Here is a 22,499-nt window from a genome sequence, read left to right on the forward strand (position 1 = left end):
TTGCAGCAGGGGCGTCCGGGATGGCCAGGATGTCGGAGCCGTGGAATAGGGTGAAGCAATGCATAAGCAGCGCGTAGTCTTCCTCCACGGCCTGGGCAGTTTCGGTGCTGCTGCGTGGCCGAAGCAGCATGGCATGGCGCTTGCCTACGATGCTCTGTTTCTCCGCAGGCACGGTTTTGATCCCGTGGCCGAGCCGGTGGAATCGGACGTCGCTGCCGATGTCGCCATCGTCATTCAAGCCTTGGCCGACTCCGGGGGCGGCCATGTGGTGGCGCACGAGCAAGGCGCCATCTGCGCGATGTTGGCAGCCGTTGAACGCCCCGACCTCGTCCACTCGCTGTCTTTGGTGGAGCCGGCCTGCCTGTCCTTGACGGCGGAACTGCCCGCGACGGCGTCTTATCGGGCGCTGATGGAACCGCTGTTCAATGTGCGGGGACAGCTTCAGGACGCCGATTACCAGCGTGAGTACTACCTGCGTGCTTTTTCTGCTGAAACGGGTGGGCTGGAAACCCTGGAAGCACAGCGCGCTGCGCGTCGCTTGAGGCTGCAGGCGCCGCCCTGGGAGGCGCCGCTGCACATTGTTCCCGGCGTCCCTACCTTGGTTCTTACAGGTGGTTGGGAGCCGCTGTACGAGGAAATTGCCGCATACCTCCAGGAAACCGGCGCCCTCCGCCGTGTTGCAGCAGGAGGGCACCGGCCCCAGGACTCAGTAGACGGCGATCACATCATCCGTTCGTTCGTGGCAGATGCCGGACGCGCAATGTCAGCCCAGGCGTCCTGAGTTCGCGGGCACCTGAAGCTCGGGCAGGTAGACCTTTCCGCCGGAGGCGAGGAACTCCGCACTCTTTTCCTGCATTCCGCTGTGCATTCCCGCAATCGCCGCTTGGGCTTCGGCTGAGCCGTACTCGTCGCGGATGTCCTGGCTGATGCGCATGGAGCAGAACTTTGGCCCACACATGGAGCAGAAGTGGGCAGTTTTCGCAGGTTCAGCCGGCAGTGTTTCGTCATGGAACGATTCCGCTGTGACGGGATCCAGGGACAGGGCAAACTGGTCCCGCCACCGGAACTCGAACCGGGCCTTGGACAGGGCGTCATCGCGTTCGGAAGCCCCCGGGTGCCCCTTGGCCAGGTCAGCGGCGTGGGCGGCAATCTTGTAAGTGATCACCCCTGTCTTGACGTCGTCTTTGTTGGGCAGGCCCAGGTGTTCCTTGGGCGTGACGTAGCAGAGCATGGCCGTGCCATAGCGGGCGATCTCTGTTGCCCCGATGGCTGAGGTGATGTGGTCGTAGCCGGGGGCGATGTCGGTGACCAGCGGACCCAGGGTGTAGAAGGGTGCGCCCTTGCAGAGTTCCTGCTGGCGCTCCACATTTTCGCGGACCAGGTGGAACGGAATGTGGCCGGGACCTTCCACCATGACCTGCACATCGAATTCCCAGGCCCGTTGCGTGAGCTCGGCGAGGGTGTCCAGTTCCGCGAACTGTGCGGCGTCGTTGGCATCGGCTATGGAGCCGGGACGAAGGCCGTCGCCGAGGGAAAACGCGACGTCGTACTTGGCGAAGATTTCACACAGTTCGTCGAAGTGCGTGTACAGGAAGTTCTCCTGGTGGTGCGCAAGGCACCACCCTGCCATGATGGATCCGCCACGGGACACGATGCCGGTGACGCGGTTCGCGGTCAGCGGTACGTACCTCAGCAGCACGCCGGCATGGATGGTCATGTAGTCCACGCCTTGCTCGCACTGTTCGATGACGGTGTCCCGGAAGATTTCCCAGGTGAGCTTGTTGGCTTCTCCATTGACCTTTTCCAGCGCCTGGTAGATAGGCACCGTGCCGATGGGAACGGGGGAGTTGCGGATCAGCCACTCGCGGGTGGTGTGGATGTCGTCGCCGGTGGACAGGTCCATGACGGTGTCCGCGCCCCATTGCGTGGCCCACTGAAGCTTGTCCACTTCTTCGGCGATGGAGCTCGTGACGGCCGAATTTCCGATGTTGGCGTTGATCTTCACCAAGAAGGCCTTGCCGATGATCATCGGTTCGGATTCCGGGTGGTTGATGTTGTTGGGAATGATCGCGCGGCCGGCGGCAACCTCGCTCCGGACCAGTTCGACATCGCAGTTCTCACGCAACGCGACGAACCGCATTTCGGGCGTCACCAGGCCTTGCTTTGCGTAATGCATTTGGGTGACGGTCCTGCCCTCGACGGCGCGGCGGGGCACCGGTTGCGCACCCTTCCACTCCGCGGAGGCGGCGCCACGGCGAACGGCCGACTTGCCGTCGTCGAGCAGGTTCCGCTCACGTCCGGTGTAGGCCTCAGTGTCGCCGCGGGCCTCAATCCACGGGGCCCTGAAGGCTTCGAGCCCCACCACGGGATCGCTCCCTGGGCCTGCCGTGCGGTACACCTGCAGTGGCGCGTTGGCTTGGCCGTTGGGGGAGGGCTCCAGCGCGATTTCAGTGACTGGTACGCGGATACCGGTGTCATGGTCTTCGAGGTAAGCCAGCGAATGGGACTTCAAGGACTGCGTCACAGGTTCGTTGTTGACAGAGCTGTTTTGGGCAGGGCTGTGCTGTGTTTTGGTGGTGCTCAAAGGATTACTCACTTCCTTCGCCGGCATTACCCGGACAGGTTCAACGGTCGCAGGCTGCCTCAGCCAGATCTCAGCCCCTGCAAGGGCCCCCGTGTGGTCGTAGACGAAGCTACCACAGCTCCCATTGGGCGCCCAGTCATATGAACGCGGCTGCGGCCGGCGTGCCCCTGGGGATTAGGATTTTTTCCATGGCAGACATCATCGAATTCAGCGGACCCGTGCTTGTGTCGGCAGATCAGGAGCGGAACGGAATGTGGTCCGTTGGCGGACTGCTGACGTTCGAGCGCCCCTTGGCACCGCCGGACAAGGTGCTTGACGGCTGGGTCCTCCCGGGATTCGTGGATGCCCACTGCCACATCGGCCTTGGCGCCGGTGGAGCGGTGGATGAGTCCACCACCCTCGCGCAAGCACAGGCTGACCTGGACGCGGGCACTTTGCTGATCCGCGACTGCGGATCTCCCAGCGATACACGTTGGGTGCAGCAACGGGCAGACCTTCCCCGGCTGATCCGGTCAGGCCGCCACATCGCCCGAAGCCGCCGTTACCTCCGCGGCCTGGGCCACGAAATCGAGCCCGGGCAACTGGTGGAGACTGTTCGGAAAGAAGCCCTCGACGGCGACGGTTGGGTCAAATTGGTGGGCGACTGGATCGACCGCGGCGTCGGGGACCTTGCTGCCTCGTTTCCCGCGAAAATCGTGAAGGATGCCGTCTCAGCGGCGCACGATGAAGGCGCCCGGGTCACCGCGCATTGCTTCGCGGAGGACACCATCGACGACATGCTGGACGCCGGCATCGACTGCATCGAACACGCCACCGGGCTGTTGCCGCGCCACGTTCCCAGGCTGGTGGAGCAGTCAGTGCCGATCGTTCCGACGCTGGTCAACATCGCGACCTTCCCGGATATCGCTGCCCAGGCGGCGCCGAAGTTCCCCGAATATGCCGCCCACATGACGCGCTTGTGGGAGCGCCGAAGGGAGCGGGTACTTGAAGCGTACGAAGCCGGCGTCGTGATCTACGCGGGCACGGACGCCGGGAGCGTGATCAGGCACGGCCGGATTGCCGACGAAATGCAGGAACTGCACGACGCCGGGCTGCCGCCGTCCGCGGTCCTCGACGCCGCAGCCTGGGGCGCGCGGAAGTGGCTGGGGGCCGAGGCCATCGGCGAAGGTGCCAGCGCCGACGTCGTGGTCTGCCATGACGATCCCAGGCGTGATCTGCGTACGGTTTCAACGCTCAAGCACGTAGTTCTACGCGGCCGGCTCATTCGCTAGGAATAAATTGAAGCTTCAAGTAATTTAGATAGGTAGAACGTGCCGAAAGGCGGCCACCTAACACCGGGAGCTTCACATGTCCGCATCATCCATCCAGGACCTCCTTCCTGCCGACCTCGCCATGGGCACCGTCATGCTCAAGGTGGGCGACATGAAAGTCATGAGTGACTACTATCAACGCGCCTTGGGCCTTGAAGTCGTGGCCGAACAGGATGGTGGCCTCTACCTTGGGCGTGTTGGCAAGCCCGTGGTCCACCTTGCCCCCGCCGCCGGCCTCCAGATCCCGGGACGGGGAGAGGCCGGCCTGTTCCATACCGCCATCCTCTTCCAGGACCAGCCCTCCTTGGCTGCCACGATCGCCACGGCTGCCGGGTATGAGCCCCGGGCCTTCGTTGGAAGCGCCGACCACCTCGTCAGCGAAGCGTTCTACTTCACCGACCCCGAAGGCAACGGCATCGAGCTGTACTATGACAAGCCCCGCGAGACCTGGCAGTGGGACGGCAAAAACGTCGTCATGGACAATGTGGCCCTCCCGCCCCAGCGGTTCCTCCAGCAGCACTTGAGCGAAGCGGCGGTCACGGGACAGCGCGAGGCCGCTGCCGGCGTCGGCCACGTCCACCTTCAGGTGGGTGACGTCGCCACCGCCCAGGACTTCTACGTTGGCACGCTGGGGTTTGAACGGACAGCGGGTTGGCATGGGCAGGCGCTGTTCGTTTCCGCGGGTGGCTACCACCACCACATGGCAATGAACGTTTGGAACAGCCGTGGTGCCGGCCCACGCAAGGACACGCTGGGGCTGGGGGAAGTGCTCATTGAGGTCCCCACCAGCGAGGACGTCGATGCCCTTGCGGATCGTTTGCGGGTGGCCGGAGTGCGCAATCACCACACTGGTGCCGAACTGCAGTTCGAAGATCCCTGGCGGAACAAATTGCGGGTGGCAGTTCGCTAGGACCCCCGGCCGCGAAGCCCGTATGGGCCCTGCGCTGCACTAGGCTGGGCAGTGACGGCCCGGACCTTCCGGTTCCGGCCGCACGCCCCGTCAGCACGAAGGATTGAGAGTACTTTCAATGGGCTTTGCCGAAATTTTTGTAGCCACCCACGATGAAGCACTCAAGCGGGCCGCGGCCTTGGGTAAGGGTGCGGATGCTTCCGGGCCCGCGGTCCGGATCGAAGGCATCACGGACTTCGAGGTCGAGCAGCTGGGCGATCTTGCCGGCCAGGCAGTCCATGCAGCGGGCGCAGACTATGAACTTGCGCTGGTGGATGTCACCAGCGACGCACTCCTCGGCGTTCCCGAAGCCATGGTGAGGGCACTTGCCGAACTGCTCACGTACGAGAGCGAAGGGGATGCCAACGTCCTTGACGACGTCGCTGCCGCGTGGGCGGAGCAGGAGGACATGCCCTTCGACGCCGCGCAGTCCCGGCAGTATGTCCAGCAGCTGGCCGCCCTTGCCGCGGACGTGGAAAAGACGGAACGCGCGGGGCTGTACGTCTGGTCTGAATGACCGCTGTTCCGGCTGGTTCCGGGGAGGACTGAACCGTTGGTGTGACCAACAACTCACCGAGCCGAACGGCGAAAGTCGTATTTGCCCCGGGCATCTGGCACAATGGACAGGTACTTGATCGGTACGGCCCCTCTCTCCGTGCTCGTATCTTGTCCTTCGAACCGTCCAGTATGGCCCGCCCCACGGGTGCAGAACGTCGGGTTCAACCTCGTTTCAGAAACAGGAGTGACCACAAAAGTGGCCGTAAAGATTCGCCTTAAGCGCTTCGGTAAGATGCGCGCACCGTACTACCGCATTGTCGTCATGGATGCCCGCGCCAAGCGCGATGGCCGTGCCATTGAAGAAATCGGCAAGTACCACCCCACCGAAGAGCCGTCGTACATCGAGGTCGCTTCCGAGCGCGCCCAGTACTGGCTCTCCGTTGGCGCCCAGCCGACCGAGCAGGTTGCCGCGATCCTCAAGATCACCGGTGACTGGCAGAAGTTCAAGGGCCTGCCGGGCCAGGAAGGCACCCTGAAGACCAAAGCTCCGAAGGAAGCTTTCGTAGCTCCGGAGAAGGGTTCCGTCATCATCCCGGAAGCCATCACCAAGAAGGCCAAGAAGGACGACGCTGCCGAGGCTCCGGCCGAAGCTGAAGCAGAGACCACCGAGGCTGAGTAAGTTGCTGGCAGAAGCGCTCGAGCACTTGGTTCGTGGGATCGTTGACAGCCCTGAGGATGTCAAGGTCAGTGCCAAGAACAACCGCCGCGGGGAGTCCCTTGAGGTGCGCGTTCACCAGGAGGACCTCGGACGGGTGATCGGCCGTCAGGGACGTACTGCACGTGCACTGCGCACTGTGGTTGCGGCCCTGGCTGGTGGCGAGCAGGTCAGGGTCGACGTCGTCGACACCGACCGCCGCCGGTAACGCGCTCAGCACTGCTTGTCTTAGGTCCGGCCCCTTCACCGAATATGGTGGAGGGGCCGGATTGCTTTGTCCAACACTTCACCACCGTGCCCGGTGGTGCGGAAACAACAGAATTCAGAGGAACCCATGCAGCTCCAGGTGGCCCGGATCGGCAAACCCCATGGCATTCGCGGCGAGGTAACGGTACAAGTACTCACCGACGCACCCGCAGAGCGCTTCGTCGCCGGAACCGAGTTCGTCGTGGAGCCGGCCTCCGCCGGACCGCTGACAGTCCGTAGTGCCCGATGGAACAAGGACATACTCTTGCTCGGTTTCGAAGAGATCGCAGACCGGAACGCCGCTGAGGCCATCCGCGGTGCGAAGCTCTACATCGAAACCGAAGAACTCGACGACGAAGACGACGACGAGGGCTGGTACGAGCACGAACTCGTTGGATTGGAAGCGCGTGTAGGGTCGCAGGTTGTTGGCAAGGTAACAGCGCTGACTACGTTGCCGGTGCAGGACCTGCTGACGGTCACCACCCCCGAGGGCAAAGAGATCCTCATTCCCTTCGTCGACGAAATCGTTCCGGAGGTCGACATTGAGGACGGGTATGTCCTGATCACCCCGCCTGCCGGACTCTTTGAGATCAACGACGACTCCAGCAACGAAGCAACGGACGCGGCGGGGGATGACGCCTGAATGAGGATCGATGTTGTCAGTATCTTCCCTGAATACCTTGCTCCGCTTGAGCTCTCGCTCATAGGCAAGGCACGGCAGGACGGATTGCTGGAACTGAACGTCCACGACCTCCGCAGCTTCACAACTGACAAGCACCGGACGGTGGACGACACTCCATACGGCGGCGGCGCCGGGATGGTCATGAAGCCCGAACCCTGGGCGCAGGCCCTGGAATCCGTTGCCGGCGGGCGCGAAGGTGCCAAGCGGGTACTGATCGTCCCCTCACCGGCAGGGGAACGCTTCAACCAGGCGCTGGCCTATGAGCTCGCTGAGGAAGAGCAGCTGGTCTTTGCCTGTGGTCGCTACGAAGGCATCGATGAACGCGTCATGGACTGGGCCCACGATCACTTCATTGTGCGTCCGGTCAGCCTGGGTGACTACGTTCTCAACGGCGGCGAAGTTGCTGTCCTGGCAATGGTGGAAGCGATCGGCCGCCTCCTTCCGGGTGTCGTCGGCAACCCCGAGTCCCTCATTGAGGAATCCCACTCAGACGGCCTGCTGGAATACCCCGTTTATACCAAGCCTTCATCCTGGCGGGACCACGACGTGCCTCCGATCCTGCTCAGCGGCAACCACGGCAAGATCGCGCAGTGGCGCCGCCACGAGCAGTTTCGCCGCACCGCCGAACGCAGGCCGGACCTTCTGGCGGATTTCGACGCCGGCACGCTGAGCCGCGCGGACCGCAACGCACTCGCTGACCTCGGGTACGACGTCGTGGATGGTCGCCTGCGCGCCAGGGCCGGCGGCGACGCCGCCAACTAAGGCCGCCGCCCGCCGTCGAGCACTGGAGGTCCAGCCAGTTGGCTGGATGGCTGCGCTTATGGCAGAATTAACCCTTGTGTCTGCTGGGCTGGCACCTGCCACAGGGGGAGTTCAGCCAACAGTCGGACAACCCGGCGACGCCAATCAGTGGCGGAGCCGGACACCAAGAAACTTCGGCGGAGATTTCCGGTGGCCTTGTGTGCCCCGGGCTTGTCCGCCGTAACCCAAAGTGAATGACCTGTGGCGTTCACCAGGAGTGGATTAATGCATATCCTCGATAGCGTAGATGCAGCCTCGCTGCGTAACGATGTTCCTGAGTTCCGCGCGGGCGACACCCTCAAGGTTCACGTCAACATCATCGAAGGCAAGAACTCCCGTGTCCAGGTATTCCAGGGCTTCGTCCTGGGCCGCCAGGGTGACGGCGTTCGCGAGACCTTCACCGTGCGCAAGGTTTCCTTCGGCGTCGGCGTAGAGCGTACCTTCCCGGTACACTCCCCGATCATCGACAAGATCGAGGTCGTCACCAAGGGTGACGTCCGCCGCGCCAAGCTTTACTACATGCGCGCACTGCGCGGTAAGGCTGCGAAGATCAAGGAAAAGCGCGACTTCGCCAAGTAAGTCCTGCGACTTACGCAACGGGTCCAGGATTCGTGCCCGGTTGTTTCCGGAGCAATCCGCAACGCAACAGGGATACGAATCATGGAAACATCAGAACGCCAGCCCCGGAAACAGGGCTGGCGTTTTGTTTTGCTCGCGCTGGTCCTGGCGATCGCCATCAGCGGGCTGGTCCGGTCCCTGTGGCTGGACGTCTACTACATTCCCTCAGAGTCCATGGAGCCGCTCCTGGTGACTGGCGACCGGATCCTGGTATCGCGAACCGACTTCAGCGCTGAACCGATCCGGCGAGGCGATGTTGTGGTCTTCGATGGACGAGGTTCCTTTGCGCCGCTGAGCAGCGGGCGGGGTCCGTTTGTCGACGCCGTGTCCGCGGCAGGGCAATGGTTTGGACTCACGGGCAGCGACACCACGTACGTCAAGAGGGTCATCGGGGTCTCCGGCGACCACGTTCAGTGTTGTGATGCCACCGGACACCTCACAGTGAACGGTCAGGTACTTGAGGAACCCTATCTGTACCCGGGTGATGAACCCAGTGGGCAGAAGTTCGACGTCGTGGTACCCCACGACCGTCTCTGGCTGATGGGGGACCACCGATCACGTTCTGCCGACTCGCGCGGCCTCCTAGGAGCTCCGGGGGGCGGCATGGTTCCGACGGACCGCGTTATCGGCCGACCGGTCCAGATCATCTGGCCACTTGATAGATTTGCAGGGATGCCTCGCTCCACGCAGGCCGAAACATCATCGAAGAACGGACAGTAGATGCCGGACAAAGCTCCTGGGACCCCCGAGCGGTACGACGACGACGCGCGGCTCTCGGACGGGACGGCAAGTACCGACGAAGCGGCCGAGCCCGGTGGAGCGGACGGTGCGGTGTCCGCAGGGAATGGTGCTGGCAGCAACTCCGGCGATCCTGACGGCGGTGCCCACGCCGCGGAGAAACCGCGAAAAAACCCTGCCCTGGTATGGGCCAAGGAGATTGTCACGGTCGTGGCCATTGCCCTGGTGTTGTCCTTCCTGCTGAAGACGTTCTTGTTCCGGGCGTTCTACATCCCGTCCGAGTCGATGGAAAAGACCTTGGATGTCTACGACCGCATTTTCATCAACCTGCTGGTTCCCGGACCGTTTGACCTTTCCCGCGGGGATGTAGTGGTGTTCAAGGACACCCAGGCCTGGCTGCCGCCCGTGGCCCAGAAACCCGCGGGTCCCATGGACTGGGTGGGTGACACCCTGGAGTTTGTAGGCTTGGCGCCGGACGCCAGCGAGCAGCACCTGGTTAAGCGGGTCATAGGCCTTCCCGGCGACCACGTCAGCTGTTGCGATGCCGAGGGACGCATCAGCGTTAACGGCGTTGCGCTTGACGAAACCTACATAAATCCCGCGGAAGCGCCTACCTCGGAGGCCTTCGACGTCGTCGTTCCGGAAGGTAAAGTGTGGGTCATGGGCGACAACCGCAACCACTCGGCAGACTCGCGGTCCCACCAGCAAATCAATGGCGGTTTCGTCAACATCGAAGACGTTGAAGGCAAGGCAACCGTCATCGCGTGGCCGATCAACCGGTGGACCGTCCTGGATAACTACCCGGACGTCTTCCGCAATGTTCCCAAAGGCACGCCGGCGAAGTAATGGCAACAACAGCTACTGGTCCCAAGGCCAAAGCTCCGGCCAAGGGCAAGCCCCAGGCAAAGGGGAAGTCCCAGGCCAAAGCGAAGCCCAAGGGCCCGCTCGGGTTCCCCACCTTGGACGTCGAGAGATCGTTCCTTGCCCAGGGTGTCCGCTTGCTTGCAGGGGTGGACGAGGTAGGACGCGGTGCTTTGGCCGGCCCGGTCAGCGTGGGAATCACGGTGATCGACCTCTCCGATCATGGCCTTCTGGCCGACGTTCGCGACAGCAAACTGCTAAAGCCAGAGGACCGGGACCGGTTGGAACCCTTGGTTCGCGAGTGGGCCCTGGCTTCAGCGGTGGGGCACGCGTCCTCGCAGGAAATCGATGAGATCGGCATCATTGCAGCCCTCCGCCTGGCCGGAACCCGTGCCTGGTGTGAAATTCTCGACGACGGCGTCACTCCGGACATGGTCTTGTTGGATGGCAGCCACAACTGGCTCTCGCCGGACGTGCAGGCGTCGCTCTTCGACACCGCGCCGTCAGGTCCCCTCTGTGAGGCCCCCGTCCACACCAGGGTAAAGGCCGACATGAGTTGCCTGAGCGTAGCTGCTGCCAGTGTGCTGGCCAAAGTGGCACGCGACCGGATTATGGTCGATCTCCATTCCGAGCTGCCGGCCTATGGCTGGAATGTAAACAAGGGCTATGCCACCGCCGCGCACCGGGACATTATCCGCCTTCAGGGTCCCAGCGCCTACCACCGGACCAGCTGGCACCTGACAGGGCCTGACCAGGATTAAACAGGGCCTGGCCAGGAGTACAGGCAATCTTGCCGGGTGCAGCGGTCCACCTGGCGCGAGCCAGCCGTCAAATGGTGCAAGATGGAACCATGAGTGCCGAGGACCTTGAGAACTATGAAACCGACATGGAGCTGCAGCTCTACCGTGAATACCGGGACGTTGTCGGTCTGTTCAGCTACGTTGTCGAGACGGAGCGCCGGTTCTATTTGGCCAACCATGTTGACCTTCAGGCCCGTAGTGCCGATGGCGAGGTCTACTTCGACCTGACCCTGCAGGATGCCTGGGTCTGGGACGTGTACCGTTCTGCGCGATTCGTCAAGAACGTCCGCGTCATTACGTTCAAGGACGTCAATGTCGAAGAACTGCCCCGCAGCGAAGACCTGGCCTTGCCCAAGGACGGCGGCCTGGGAGACCTGGGAGACCTCGGCAACTAGCCCGTAGGGCGGGGACTGTTCCTCCACAGCATTGATTCCGGTGCGTTTACCCACATAGCACCTGGCCGCCCTGCCACCCTCTGCTTCCAGCCTGAATGCTGGTCAGTGGAGGTGATGGTCATGAGAGCAAAAGACCTGCTGGGCCAAAACGGCGAGGCACTGGCGGCAGATTTCCTGGCGGGCCAGGGGATGCGGATCGTTGATCGCAATTGGCGGTGTGCCGATGGGGAGATCGACATAGTCGCGATTGACGGAGACACCTTGGTGGTGGCCGAAGTCAAGACCCGGCGGAGCCTTGACTATGGGCATCCGTTCGAGGCCGTGGGGGAGGCCAAACTGGCGCGTCTGCACCGACTCGTCTCATCCTGGTGCCGCGCCCACGAGTTCAGGGCGCCCCGCAAACGAATCGATGTTGTGTCGGTGCTCGACAACGGCGTCGGGGATCCCGTGATGGAACACCTTAGGGGTGTTGGCTAGATGGGGGTGGGCCGCAGCTACTGTGTGGCGCTGGTAGGCCTGAACGGCTACATCGTGGAGGTCGAGGCCGACATCGGCCAAACACTGCCTAATTTCGTGATCCTGGGGCTCCCGGACGCTGCCTTGAATGAGGCGAAGGAACGCATTCGATCGGCCGCGCAGAACTCCGGAATACCCCTGAGTCGCAGGAAGATCACGGCAAACCTGATACCTGCCTCATTGCCCAAGCGGGGATCGGGCTTCGACCTCGCCATCACCATGGCAGTACTGCGTGCGGCCAAGGACATCAGGTCCATCGACGGAACAGTGTTTATCGCTGAGCTTGGCTTGGACGGCAGGCTGAGACCGGTCCGCGGAATGCTGCCCGCCGTGATGGCGGCCGTCCAGGCCGGATATCCGGACATTGTGGTGGCTGAGGCGAATGTGTCGGAGGCATCGCTCGTGCCCGGTGCAAACGTGCGCGGCTACAAGACGCTCGCCCGGCTTGCATACGACTTCGGCGCGGACCCGAAGGATCTCGCCTTGGACTACGACCCCGTGGACGGGGACGAGCCCGGGATGGACGTGGAATCCATGTCCATAACGCCGGATCTGTGCGATGTCTCAGGGCAAGGAGAGGCACGCCGCGCTTTGGAAGTGTCCGCGGCGGGTGGGCATCACATGCTGCTGACGGGTCCGCCTGGAGCCGGCAAGACCATGCTGGCCGAGAGGTTGCCCGGATTGCTCCCGGACTTGTCCGATACGGCAGCAATGGAAGTGACAGCCATCCATTCCCTGGCGGCCGTCCAGGCATCTGCCGTGCGGTTGCTGCGGCGGCCTCCTTTTGAGAATCCCCATCACAGCGCAACGGCCGCGGCCATCATAGGCGGCGGTTCGGGACTGCCCAGGCCGGGCGCAGCATCACGGGCGCACCGAGGAGTGCTGTTCCTCGACGAGGCTCCGGAGTACGAACGCCGGGTCCTTGATGCTCTTCGCCAGCCCCTTGAGAGCGGAGAGCTGGTGATCCACCGATCAGCAGGTACTGCTGCCTACCCAGCCCGTTTCCAGCTTGTCTTGGCGGCCAACCCCTGTCCCTGTGGGAAGGCATCAGGCAAGGGCATGGACTGCACCTGTACGGCGATGATGCGGCGCCGCTACTTCGGGAGGATGTCGGGCCCGCTCCTGGACCGTGTGGACATCCAGTTGCACGTGGAGCGGGTTTCCTTGGCAGATTTCGGCCATGCGGGGAAAGAAGAAGACACGCGCACTGTAGCGGCACGGGTCCTGGCGGCCAGGGAACGGCAGTTGGATCGCCTGCAGGGCTTCGGGCTGGAAACGAATTCGCAGGTGACCGGACGTATCCTCCGCGGTGAATTGCGTTTGCTTCCGGGCGCCACCCGGATCCTGGACACAGCACTGGAACGGGGGGTCCTGACAGCACGTGGATACGACCGCGTCCTCCGGCTCGCTTGGACGCTCGCGGACCTGGACTGCAGCGACAAACCGGATTTTGACCACATTGGCCAAGCTCTCGGCCTCAGGCAGGCTGCGGTAGCTACATGAGCACAACCAACCTGAAAGGAAAAGCAGCGTGACGGCAATGAGCGTGCAGGACAAGGAGAGAGTTGCCAGGGCGGCTTTGGCCCGGTTGATGGAACCCCAGGACTCGGTGGGACTGGCCTTGGTCCACGTGGCCGGAGCTGTGGACGCACTGGGCGTTGCGACAGGCGAACTGGGGACCGGTCCTGCCCTGGAACAGGAAATCTCCGCGGTACTCCGGGAGGGGGGAGGGCCCGCATCGTGGGCAGGGCTTCAGGAAAGCCTCAGGCGATGGGCTCCGCGTATTGCCGACTTGGCTCCTGACCGCGACCTGGAGACCATGCGGCGGCTCGGTGGCCGTTTGATTGTTCCAGGGGATGACCTGTGGCCGGAACAACTTTCTGATCTTGGACTTCAAGAACCGCTATGCCTGTGGTGGCGGGGGCACGAGCAGGAGTTGCCGTCGGCACCTCACACTATTGCCCTTGTGGGCTCCAGAGACAGCACGAGCTATGGTGCCTCGGTCACCGGTGACTTTGCCTACGGCTTGGCCCAGCGAGGTTTCAGCGTGGTCTCCGGCGGTGCCTACGGCATCGACGCACACGCACACCGTGGAGCGCTCAACGGAGGGGTAGCAGGGCTGCCTACAATCGCGGTCATGGCCGGGGGAGTTGACCGGTTCTACCCCTCAGGCAATGAGGACCTCCTCCGGGCGGTATGCACCCAAGGAGCCGTGATCTCGGAAGTTCCTCCGGGGTCCGCGCCGACGCGTTACAGATTCCTGCAGAGAAACAGGCTCATTGCGGCCCTTGCTTCGGTCACCGTCGTGGTGGAGGCGCGGTGGCGATCCGGGGCGCTTAATACCGCCCATCACGCAGAGGCGCTGGGCCGTGTGGTGGCTACGGTTCCCGGCTCCGTCCACAGCGCCAACTCGGCTGGCTGTCATCGCCTTCTCAGGGAAGGGGGAGCCGTTTGCGTCACCGACGTCGGCGAGATCGCCGAGCTGGCAGGGGCCATCGGGGAAGAAGCCGGCGAGGATCGGGAACCGAGTGCGGCGGTGCACGATGGCTTGTCCTTGGAAGACCTGATTCTTCTGGATGCACTGCCGCTTCGATCCACCAGCTCCGTGGAGAAGCTTACGGTGGTGGCGGGCCTGAGTCCCGAGGCGGTTCGGGCTGGACTTGGCCGGTTGGGGCTGCTGGGGTTGGCCATCTCTGAGCGGGGTGCATGGAAGCGCGCAAAGAATGCCTAGAACGCCCGGAAAAGCATGTTGATGCAAGCGCGGGACGGGGGAGGCTGGCACAGTTGGAAGGGTGGACGGACGATCACTACCAACAGCCCTGGCCGGCGTCGTCGAGGGATTTCGGCGCTACCTCGAGGGCGAACGCGCAAGGTCGGCACACACAGTCCGGGCGTATATCGCTGATGTCGAAAGTCTCCTGGGTTTCGCGGTTCAGGAAGGGGTGGAGGAACTCGGCCAGCTGGAGTTGGGGTCCCTTCGGCGGTGGCTTGGCGCGCAAAGTGAAGCGGGCATGTCCAGGGCCACCCTTGCCAGGCGTGCAGCAACCGCCAGGTCCTTCACGGGCTGGGCGCTCAGGGAAGAACTGATTCCATCCGACCCGGCGGTCCGTCTCCAAGCGCCCAAACGCAGCAAGTCCCTTCCGGGAGTCCTGCAGCAACAGCAGGTCACTCGAATGGTCGATGACCTGAACGTTGCTGCCGAAGAGGGCGGCCCAATGGCCATCCGCAACCGTGCCATGGTGGAGCTGCTATACGCCACGGGTGTCCGGGTGGGAGAACTTGCCGGGCTGGACATTGATGACGTGGACCAGGATCGAAGGACGTTGCGGGTGCTGGGTAAGGGAAACAAGGAGCGCACCGTGCCGTTCGGGGTCCCGGCTGCCGTGGCAGTGGACGACTGGCTAAGGCGTGGCCGTCCCGCCGTCGTAACCGCTGCAAGCGGCCCCGCTTTGTTCCTGGGCGCCAGGGGCAACCGTGTGGATCCGCGACAGATCCGGTCCGTGGTGAGTGACCTGCTTCAGGCCCTGGGCGATACGTCAGCTACTGGTCCGCACACCCTCCGGCACAGCGCAGCGACACACCTGCTGGACGGCGGTGCGGACTTGCGTGCCGTTCAGGAGATTCTTGGACACAGCAGCCTCGCGACGACCCAGATTTACACCCATGTCTCCGTTGATCGGCTGAGGAACAGTTATCAGCAGGCCCACCCCCGGGCCTGAACGTGAACCGTTGCTTCTGCTGCACTGGCGGAAACCGGGAGTGTACGGCAAAATGAAAGCACCACGGGGAAACCTTCAATTCATACTTGAGGGTTAGATCTGTGCCAATATCGTTACAAGTACTCCATAAGTGAATAGCCTGCAGGGCCCACATGAGATTCATGGCATCCGGCAGCATCGGCAAACATCCAGGCAGAGGTCGTTGGGGAAGACGTACCTACAGCTATGGAGGATGGAATGTCTGTTGCAACAACCCGCGGTGTCCTGTTCGTGCACTCGGCCCCTACGGCACTTTGCCCGCATGTCGAGTGGGCCATCGGATCGGTCGTCGATAAGCGGACCGATCTTGAGTGGACCCCTCAACCGGCCGCGCCCGGAATGTTCAGGGCTGAGCTCTCTTGGACGGGTGCCCCTGGAACCGGTGCCCAATTGGCATCGGCTCTGCGGGGTTGGGCACATTTGCGCTACGAGGTCACCGAGGAACCGAGCCAAGGAGTGGATGGCGCCCGTTGGTCGCACACGCCGGAGCTTGGAATTTTCCATGCCGTCACTGATGTGCACGGCAACATCATGGTGACCGAGGACCGCATCCGCTACGCATATGAGTCAGGCGCCGGAGATCCCTCTGCGGTTTACCATGAGTTGTCGTTGGCCTTGGGCGAGGCATGGGACGAAGAGCTCGAGCCGTTCCGGCACGCGGCAGAAGGCGCCCCCGTGCGTTGGCTGCACCAAGTGGGCTGACAATCTGGTTAGCTGACAATCAAGTCGGCTGACAGCACGACCAGCCAAGCCACGCCATAGCAATGAAGAGGGCCCCACCATCCGGTGGGGCCCTCTTCATATTGAGTAAGGACTTGCGGGGTTAGTCCGCGTTCAGACGTTCCGTACCGCAATGACGGCATTGTGGCCGCCGAAGCCGAACGAGTTGCTCAGCGCCACGATGTCGCCCGAAGGCAGGTCGCGGACGGAGGTTACGACGTCGAGGGGGATCTCAGGATCCTGGTTCTCGAGGTTAATGGTGACCGGTGCCTTGCGCTCGTAGACTGCCAGCACCGTCAGTACGGCCTCCACGGCGCCTGATGCGCCCAGGAGGTGGCCCATCTGGGACTTGGTGGCGGAGACCGCCACGTTGTCCACGTGGGCCCCGAGGGCCGCACGGAGGGCCGTGTACTCCGGCTTGTCGCCTACCGGTGTCGAGGTAGCGTGCGCGTTGACGTGCACAACGTCCTCGGCCTGGATGCGGCCATCGAACATTGCGGCCTTCAGGGCGCGTGTAGCGCCCAGGCCTTCGGGGTCAGGTGCGGTGATGTGGTACGCATCAGCGGTGACCGAGGTGCCGGCGAGCTCGGCGTAGATGCGTGCACCACGTGCGATGGCGTGCTCCTCGGCCTCAAGGACCAGGGCGCCTGCGCCTTCACCCATGACAAAGCCGTCACGGTCGCGGTCGTACGGGCGGGAGGCTCGCTCGGGTTCGTCGTTGCGACGCGACAGCGCCTGCATGGAGGAGAAAGCAGCGAGCGGCATCGGGTGGATCGCGGCTTCGGCACCACCACAGACCACGACATCTGCCTTGCCGGACCGGATCAGGTCCAAACCAAGGTGCAGGGCTTCGGTACCCGATGCGCAGGCGGAAACCGGAGTGTGGGCTCCGGCACGTGCACCCAGGTCCAGGCTGACGGCTGCAGCTACGCCGTTGGGCATGAGCATCGGCACGGTCATGGGAAGTACCCTGCGGGGACCCTTGTCCCTGAGCGTGTCCCAGGCATCCAGGAGCGTCCAGACGCCACCGATGCCGGTAGCGAAGGCAACGGCAAGCCTGTCGTGGTCAATCTCGTCGATGCCGGCGTCGGACCAGGCTTCGCGGGCGGCGATGACGCCAAACTGCGTGGACGGGTCCATGCGTTTGGCCTCTACGCGGCTGAGGACCTCAAGGGCAGGGGTCGAGGCGCGGGCAGCAAAGTGGACGGGGAGGTCGTACTTGGACACCCACTCGTCTTCGAGCGTGCGGGCGCCGGAGACCCCTTTCAGCGCGTTCTGCCACATTGTGGGTACGTCGCCGCCGATGGGAGTGGTGGCCCCCAGACCGGTTATGACTACTTTGCGTGCCATGCGATCACTCTCTGTCGGATCAGCCGCCCGTTCGCGTTCAGCGCGGGCGGCAGGAAAACTTTGGGCGTTATTGCGGCTGTGCCGGGCTCAGGGACAGAAGCCCCGGCCCGGCACAGCTGGTGTCAGGACTAGGCCTGTGCGTTGGCGATGAAGCTGACGGCGTCGCCGACGGTCTTGAGGTTCTTGACCTCTTCGTCGGGGATGCGGACGCCGAACTTCTCTTCAGCGTTGACAACGATGGTCATCATGGAGATGGAGTCGATGTCCAGGTCCTCAGTGAAGGACTTGTCCAGCTCGACGGCTTCGGTGGCGAGGCCCGTCTCTTCGTTAACGATTTCAGCCAGGCCGGCCAGGATCTCTTCGTTGCTAGCCATTGTTGGCTCCTTTTCTTGTTGTACCGGCTGCTGCCGGAAAGGGGGCAAACCGCGGTTACGGTTTGGGTTTGTAAGTCATATTCAGTTGGCTGGAGGCCAAGGGCCGGTCCAGGTCTATGGCAGGACTACAACCTGGGCTCCGAAGACCAAGCCGGCACCGAAGCCGATCTGCAAGGCAAGGCCACCGCTCAGGCCAGGGTTCTCCTGGAGCAAGCGATGGGTTGCAAGGGGGATGGAGGCCGCGGACGTGTTTCCGGCCTGCGCAATATCGCGGCCGATCACAACAGACTCGGGAAGCTTCAGCTTCTTCACCATCTCGTCAATGATGCGCATGTTCGCCTGGTGGGGAACAAACGCAGCGAGGTCACTGGCTTCGATGCCGGCAGCGTCCAAGGCCTGCTGGGCCACCTTGGCCATTTCCCAAACTGCCCAGCGGAAGACGGTCTGGCCGTCCTGGCGCAGGGTGGGCCACACATCCTGGGTTGCGGAAAGGATGGCGGGGTCGTCAATCTCGTCGGAGTGCCGTGCGGATTCCCCGAGCTTCTTGACGTCTTCAAGCGAGTGGGTCATGCCGATGGCGTCCCACTTGCTGCCATCGGAGCCCCATACGGAGGGTCCGATGCCGGGTGTCTCGGACGGGCCCACCACTACTGCGCCGGCCCCATCACCGAGGAGGAACGAGATGGTGCGCTCGTGGTTGTCGATGACGTCCGAGAGCTTTTCGGCGCCGACCACAAGGACGTACTGCGCCGCGCCGGAGCGGACAAGCGCATCGGCCTGGGCAACGCCGTAGCAGTACCCGGCGCAGGCGGCAGAGATATCAAAGGCGGGTGCCGGCGTCGCGCCCAAACGCTCGGTGAGAGCAGCGGCAGCCGAGGGCGTCGCATAAGGGTGGGTGACGGTGGAGACGATCACAGCTCCCAGTTGGGACGGCTCGATGCCGGCCTGCTGGATTGCTTCGCGTGCTGCGCCTTCGGCCATGTCGATGACGCTGACATCGGCGGCGGCGCGGTGGCGGGTGATGATGCCGGTGCGCTGGCGGATCCACTCATCCGAGGAATCGATCCACTGGCAAACGTCCTCGTTGGTGACGATGACGTCCGGGCGGTAGGCGCCGATGCCCAGAATACGTGCATTCTCGTTGACGGCGGCTTTGTTCAGTACCGGTGTGCTCATGCCTGTCCCTCCAGTTCAGCAAAGAGTGCCAGAGCCGCGGACAGGTCATCCGGGGTTTTGACTGCAACAGTTTTGACGCCGGGCATGCCCCGTTTGGCCAGCCCGGCGAGAGTCCCGGCGGGAGCAAGTTCAATGACGCCGGTAACGCCGCGCCCAGTCAGGGTCTCCATGCACAGGTCCCAGCGGACGGGGCGGGATACCTGGGCGATCAGGCTTTCGACGGCGGCGGGTCCCGCCGTGACTTCCTTGCCATCGTAGTTGGACAACAGCGGGACAGCCGGGCTCTGCGGCGACAACGACGGCTTGAGGGCTTCAAGGGAGCTGACTGCCGGGGCCATGTGCGAGGTGTGGAAGGCGCCGGCAACCTTGAGGGGAATCACCCGTGCCTTGGCAGGCGGGTTGTCCGACAACGCCTTCAATTGCTCGAACGTGCCTGCGGCTACGGTCTGGCCGGCACCATTGACGTTTGCCGGGGTCGCGCCGGAAGCTTCGATGGCAGCCAGGACGTCGGCGGGATCGCCGCCCACTACGGCGCTCATGCCGGTGGGAGTCACTGCAGCCGCTGCAGCCATGCTGTTGGCCCGTTCGCGGACGAAGGTCATGGCCTCAGCCTCGGTGAGGACACCGGCAAGCGCGGAAGCCGTAATCTCACCAACGGAGTGTCCGGCGAGGATAACCGGCAGGGTGCTCAACTCGACGTCGAACAGGGACTGCGCGGCCACGAGGCCGGCTGCGACGATCAGGGGCTGCGCAACTGCAGTGTCCTTGATGGTCTCTTCGTCCGAGGTGGTGCCGTGGGCCTTGAGGTCAATGCCTGCGATTTCGCTCAGGGTGGCCAATTGGCCTTCGACGGAGGGGAGTTCCAGCCAAGGGGCCAAAAATCCGGGGGTCTGGGAGCCCTGTCCAGGGCAGACGATTGCAAGCACGTATCCAGCTTTCCAAATTGCCACGTGATCCACTGGTGTTTTCGTACACCAAGCTCACTGGGTCAGTTTGTAGGAAGTCTACAACGGTTCAGTTCTGTGAACGTGACGCATGACGTTCGGGAACGGCTTTCGGCGGGGCCGAAAGCCGGCCTACCACCAACGCCGTTTGAAGCACAAAGGCCTCCCGTGGAAGGAGCGGATCCCAGCCCGTCACGTCGCAGACACGCTTCAAACGGTAGCGCACCGTGTTGGCATGGACGAACAGTTCCCGGGCGGTTGCCTCCAGTGAATGGCCCAGTTCCAGGTATGTCCCCAGGGTTTCCACGAGGCCGTTGGAGGCTGCCAGAAGGGGCCTGTAGATGTTCTTGATCAATGATCGCCGTGCTGCATCATCCCCGGAAACCACCCGCTCGGGGAGCAGGTCGTCGGCGGACACCGGACGGGGAGCCGAGGGCCAGGCGCGGGCGGCGGTGAGGCCGGCGAACGCTGCTTGGGCAGAACTGCTCGCTTCGACCAAAGATCCCGCCTCGGGTCCGTAAACCACGGCGCCGGGGGCGAAAAGTTCACTGAGTTTGAGGTACGCGGTGTCCCGGTCCTGCACCCCGCCAAGGATCAGGATCAGGCGGTCGCCCTGGATTCCCACGAGCGCGTCCTCCGCGAACCGGCCGGCGGTGCGGCGCAGTTCGCTGACATAGCTTGCGCTGGGTTCAGACGGGGAATTACCCACCATGACGGTGAATCGCTCCTGCGCTTTCCAGCCCAGGGCGGCAATCCGCGACCGCAAAGCATCTGTGTTCTCGCCTCGAAGGATCGCATCAACAATCAGTGCTTCGAGGCGGGTGTCCCAGGAACCGCGCGACTCGGCGGCGCGGGCATAAACATCTGCCGCGGCGAAAGCGACCTCACGTGAATAGCGCAGGACGGCTTCCCGCAGCGACGGCTGGTCGGACTCCGGGGCGATTACCGGCACCTGGTCTTCCACCACTTCCACCACGATGCGGATCAGTTGCAAGGCCTTCTGCAGGCTGATGGAGCGGGTGAGTTCAGTGGGGGCGTTTCCAAAGACGTCAGTGAGGATCCAGGACGGCGAACTGGGGCGTTCGTACCAGGTGACGAAGGCGGCGATGCCATTCTGCGCCACCAGGCCCAGTGCCGAACGCTCGTCGGAACTCAGCCGGCTGTACCAGGGAAGTGACTTCTCCAGTTTGCGCATGGTGCTGGTGGACAGCTGCCCGACGTTGGCGCGGAGCTGCCGCAGAGTTTCCGCCTTTTCCGGCGACAACGCCTGGGTCGCTGCCTTGCGCTTTGAAGTTGTTTTGGTGGGCTCTGCCATGGAACGAGCATACGGCCCAGTCCGGGGAAGCTCCATTTGTGAGAAGGCTACAACTCGCGTTGTCGCCCGTCACGTTGCTCGCAGTGTCCGGCAGCCAAGTTAAAGCCCGACGGCGACCCCCACCTTTTGGTGGGAGCCGCCGTCGGGCTTATTGCTGGTAAAGCGTGATGTCCCCGAAGGATCCTAGGCGTCTCCGCCTGCTCCGCCGGTGGTGCCGGCGTTGACATCCAGGAGCCGGTACTTATCGATCGCCTTTTCCAGGGCACCTTCTTCAACTTCTCCCTTGGCGGCGAGGAGTTGCAGGGTTTTGGCGACGATGGAGTGGGTGTCGTTTTTGAAGTAGCGGCGGGCGGCTTGGCGGGTGTCGGAGAAGCCGAAGCCGTCTGCTCCGAGGGAGGCGAAGTCGTTGGGGATGAATTGTCGGATTTGGTCGGGGACGGCTTTCATGTAGTCCGAGACGGCGATGACTGGTCCGGTGTGTCCGTTGAGTTGTTCGGTGATGAACGGGGTGCGGGTGGGTTGGCCGGGGTTGAGGAAGGCGTGTTCTTCGGCGGCGAGTCCGTCGCGTCGGAGTTCGTTCCAGGAGGTCACGGACCAGACGTCCGCGGCGACTCCCCAGTCTTCGTTGAGGATCCGGGCGGCTTCGAGGGCCCAGGGCACGGACACGCCGGAGGCGAGGATTTGTGCGGTGGGCCGGTTGTTATCGCCCTCGGGGGCGTTGGCGAGGTGGTAGATGCCTTTGAGGAGCCCGGTGGTGTCGAGGTTTTCGGGTTCGGCGGGTTGGGTGATGGGCTCGTTGTAGACGGTGAGGTAGTACATGACGTTTTTATCGTCGGAGTCTTCGCCGTACATTTGCTCGAGTCCGTGGCGGATGATGTGGCCGATTTCGTAGCCGTAGGCGGGGTCGTAGGTTTTCACGGCGGGGTTGGTGGAGGCCAGGATGGGGGAGTGCCCGTCGGCGTGTTGGAGTCCTTCGCCGGTGAGGGTGGTCCGTCCTGCGGTCGCGCCGATGATGAAGCCGCGGGTCATTTGGTCCGCGGCGGCCCAGAAGGAATCTCCGGTGCGTTGGAAGCCGAACATGGAGTAGAACACGTAGATCGGGACGAGTGGTTCGCCGTGGGTGGCGTAGGCGGTCCCGGCGGCGGTGAA

At 63.3% G+C, this 22,499-nt stretch carries 24 protein-coding genes, 1 pseudogene and 1 riboswitch; of the genes and pseudogenes, 18 read left to right on the plus strand and 7 right to left on the minus strand.

Going from position 1 to position 22,499, the window contains the following annotated elements; genetic code table 11:
* The first annotated feature begins 58 nt into the window (after window positions 1-58).
* Complete coding sequence (locus AB0N72_RS12765; protein WP_363930738.1) at window positions 59-781, plus strand: alpha/beta hydrolase; 723 nt, start codon at window positions 59-61, stop codon at window positions 779-781.
* Here AB0N72_RS12765 and thiC read toward each other — a convergent pair.
* Window positions 764-2,584 (minus strand): phosphomethylpyrimidine synthase ThiC, encoded by a 1,821-nt coding sequence (gene thiC, locus AB0N72_RS12770; RefSeq protein ID WP_363930776.1) that lies wholly within the window; start codon window positions 2,582-2,584, stop codon window positions 764-766. The genes AB0N72_RS12765 and thiC overlap by 18 nt on opposite strands.
* Window positions 2,580-2,687, minus strand: a riboswitch (TPP riboswitch). It overlaps the preceding gene by 5 nt.
* Window positions 2,688-2,772: 85 nt before the next feature.
* Between thiC and AB0N72_RS12775 the strand changes: the two genes are divergently transcribed.
* The 17 genes from AB0N72_RS12775 (at window position 2,773) to AB0N72_RS12855 (ending at window position 16,173) form a co-directional block, all read left to right on the plus strand.
* Window positions 2,773-3,855 (plus strand): amidohydrolase family protein, encoded by a 1,083-nt coding sequence (locus tag AB0N72_RS12775; RefSeq protein WP_363930739.1) that lies wholly within the window; start codon window positions 2,773-2,775, stop codon window positions 3,853-3,855.
* 76 nt (window positions 3,856-3,931) lie between these two features.
* Window positions 3,932-4,804, plus strand: coding sequence for a VOC family protein (locus AB0N72_RS12780; RefSeq protein ID WP_363930740.1), 873 nt, complete (start codon window positions 3,932-3,934; stop codon window positions 4,802-4,804).
* Between the two features lie 118 nt (window positions 4,805-4,922).
* A complete protein-coding gene (locus tag AB0N72_RS12785; RefSeq protein ID WP_363930741.1) occupies window positions 4,923-5,360 on the plus strand; it encodes a hypothetical protein in 438 nt (145 codons plus the stop codon).
* A 237-nt stretch (window positions 5,361-5,597) separates the two neighbouring features.
* Window positions 5,598-6,020, plus strand: coding sequence for a 30S ribosomal protein S16 (gene rpsP, locus AB0N72_RS12790; RefSeq protein WP_018776208.1), 423 nt, complete (start codon window positions 5,598-5,600; stop codon window positions 6,018-6,020).
* Between the two features lies 1 nt (window position 6,021).
* A complete protein-coding gene (locus AB0N72_RS12795; RefSeq protein ID WP_011775119.1) occupies window positions 6,022-6,264 on the plus strand; it encodes an RNA-binding protein in 243 nt (80 codons plus the stop codon).
* Window positions 6,265-6,390: 126 nt separating this feature from the next.
* Window positions 6,391-6,945 carry a ribosome maturation factor RimM gene (rimM, locus tag AB0N72_RS12800; protein WP_363930742.1) on the plus strand — a complete coding sequence of 185 codons (555 nt, stop codon included), beginning with the start codon at window positions 6,391-6,393 and terminating at the stop codon, window positions 6,943-6,945.
* Window positions 6,946-7,746, plus strand: a complete 801-nt coding sequence (gene trmD, locus AB0N72_RS12805) for a tRNA (guanosine(37)-N1)-methyltransferase TrmD (RefSeq protein WP_363930743.1) — start codon at window positions 6,946-6,948, stop codon at window positions 7,744-7,746. It abuts the gene before it with no gap.
* Between the two features lie 264 nt (window positions 7,747-8,010).
* Window positions 8,011-8,364 carry a 50S ribosomal protein L19 gene (gene rplS, locus AB0N72_RS12810; RefSeq protein ID WP_014922079.1) on the plus strand — a complete coding sequence of 118 codons (354 nt, stop codon included), beginning with the start codon at window positions 8,011-8,013 and terminating at the stop codon, window positions 8,362-8,364.
* Window positions 8,365-8,445: 81 nt separating this feature from the next.
* Window positions 8,446-9,123, plus strand: a complete 678-nt coding sequence (gene lepB / locus AB0N72_RS12815) for a signal peptidase I (protein WP_363930744.1) — start codon at window positions 8,446-8,448, stop codon at window positions 9,121-9,123.
* Window positions 9,124-9,987, plus strand: coding sequence for a signal peptidase I (gene lepB / locus AB0N72_RS12820; RefSeq protein WP_363930745.1), 864 nt, complete (start codon window positions 9,124-9,126; stop codon window positions 9,985-9,987).
* On the plus strand, window positions 9,987-10,763 hold the full coding sequence (locus AB0N72_RS12825) for a ribonuclease HII (RefSeq protein WP_363930746.1): 777 nt from the start codon (window positions 9,987-9,989) through the stop codon (window positions 10,761-10,763). Before lepB (AB0N72_RS12820) ends, AB0N72_RS12825 begins: the two co-directional genes overlap by 1 nt.
* Before the next feature lie 89 nt (window positions 10,764-10,852).
* Window positions 10,853-11,197, plus strand: coding sequence for a DUF2469 domain-containing protein (locus tag AB0N72_RS12830; protein ID WP_018776202.1), 345 nt, complete (start codon window positions 10,853-10,855; stop codon window positions 11,195-11,197).
* A 111-nt stretch (window positions 11,198-11,308) separates the two neighbouring features.
* Window positions 11,309-11,674: a YraN family protein gene (locus tag AB0N72_RS12835; RefSeq protein WP_363930777.1), complete on the plus strand. Its 366-nt coding sequence runs from the start codon at window positions 11,309-11,311 to the stop codon at window positions 11,672-11,674.
* Entirely contained in the window at window positions 11,675-13,216 is a 1,542-nt protein-coding gene (locus AB0N72_RS12840; protein ID WP_363930747.1) for a YifB family Mg chelatase-like AAA ATPase, read from the plus strand. It abuts the gene before it with no gap.
* Window positions 13,217-13,253: 37 nt separating this feature from the next.
* The gene (dprA, locus tag AB0N72_RS12845) at window positions 13,254-14,444 is read left to right on the plus strand and encodes a DNA-processing protein DprA (RefSeq protein ID WP_363930778.1); all 1,191 of its coding nucleotides are present in this window, start codon (window positions 13,254-13,256) and stop codon (window positions 14,442-14,444) included.
* 61 nt (window positions 14,445-14,505) lie between these two features.
* Window positions 14,506-15,432 (plus strand): tyrosine recombinase XerC, encoded by a 927-nt coding sequence (locus tag AB0N72_RS12850; RefSeq protein WP_363930748.1) that lies wholly within the window; start codon window positions 14,506-14,508, stop codon window positions 15,430-15,432.
* A 237-nt stretch (window positions 15,433-15,669) separates the two neighbouring features.
* Window positions 15,670-16,173 (plus strand): DUF3145 domain-containing protein, encoded by a 504-nt coding sequence (locus AB0N72_RS12855; protein ID WP_018776197.1) that lies wholly within the window; start codon window positions 15,670-15,672, stop codon window positions 16,171-16,173.
* 132 nt (window positions 16,174-16,305) lie between these two features.
* Here AB0N72_RS12855 and fabF read toward each other — a convergent pair whose 3' ends face one another.
* The 6 genes and pseudogenes from fabF to AB0N72_RS12885 form a co-directional block, all read right to left on the minus strand.
* The gene (gene fabF / locus AB0N72_RS12860; RefSeq protein WP_363930749.1) at window positions 16,306-17,541 is read right to left on the minus strand and encodes a beta-ketoacyl-ACP synthase II; all 1,236 of its coding nucleotides are present in this window, start codon (window positions 17,539-17,541) and stop codon (window positions 16,306-16,308) included.
* A 128-nt stretch (window positions 17,542-17,669) separates the two neighbouring features.
* Window positions 17,670-17,915 carry an acyl carrier protein gene (locus AB0N72_RS12865; RefSeq protein ID WP_011692310.1) on the minus strand — a complete coding sequence of 82 codons (246 nt, stop codon included), beginning with the start codon at window positions 17,913-17,915 and terminating at the stop codon, window positions 17,670-17,672.
* Window positions 17,916-18,029: 114 nt separating this feature from the next.
* Complete coding sequence (locus AB0N72_RS12870) at window positions 18,030-19,091, minus strand: beta-ketoacyl-ACP synthase III (protein WP_363930750.1); 1,062 nt, start codon at window positions 19,089-19,091, stop codon at window positions 18,030-18,032.
* The gene (locus AB0N72_RS12875; protein WP_363930751.1) at window positions 19,088-20,017 is read right to left on the minus strand and encodes an ACP S-malonyltransferase; all 930 of its coding nucleotides are present in this window, start codon (window positions 20,015-20,017) and stop codon (window positions 19,088-19,090) included. The genes AB0N72_RS12870 and AB0N72_RS12875 overlap by 4 nt, the downstream gene beginning before the upstream one ends.
* 88 nt (window positions 20,018-20,105) lie before the next feature.
* Window positions 20,106-21,350 carry a helix-turn-helix domain-containing protein gene (locus AB0N72_RS12880; RefSeq protein ID WP_363930752.1) on the minus strand — a complete coding sequence of 415 codons (1,245 nt, stop codon included), beginning with the start codon at window positions 21,348-21,350 and terminating at the stop codon, window positions 20,106-20,108.
* Between the two features lie 183 nt (window positions 21,351-21,533).
* Window positions 21,534-22,499 (minus strand): annotated as a pseudogene (locus tag AB0N72_RS12885) (pyruvate dehydrogenase (acetyl-transferring), homodimeric type); the annotation flags it as partial.

The sequence above is a fragment of the Paenarthrobacter sp. NPDC089307 genome (genome assembly GCF_040685055.1).
Classification (GTDB): domain Bacteria; phylum Actinomycetota; class Actinomycetes; order Actinomycetales; family Micrococcaceae; genus Arthrobacter.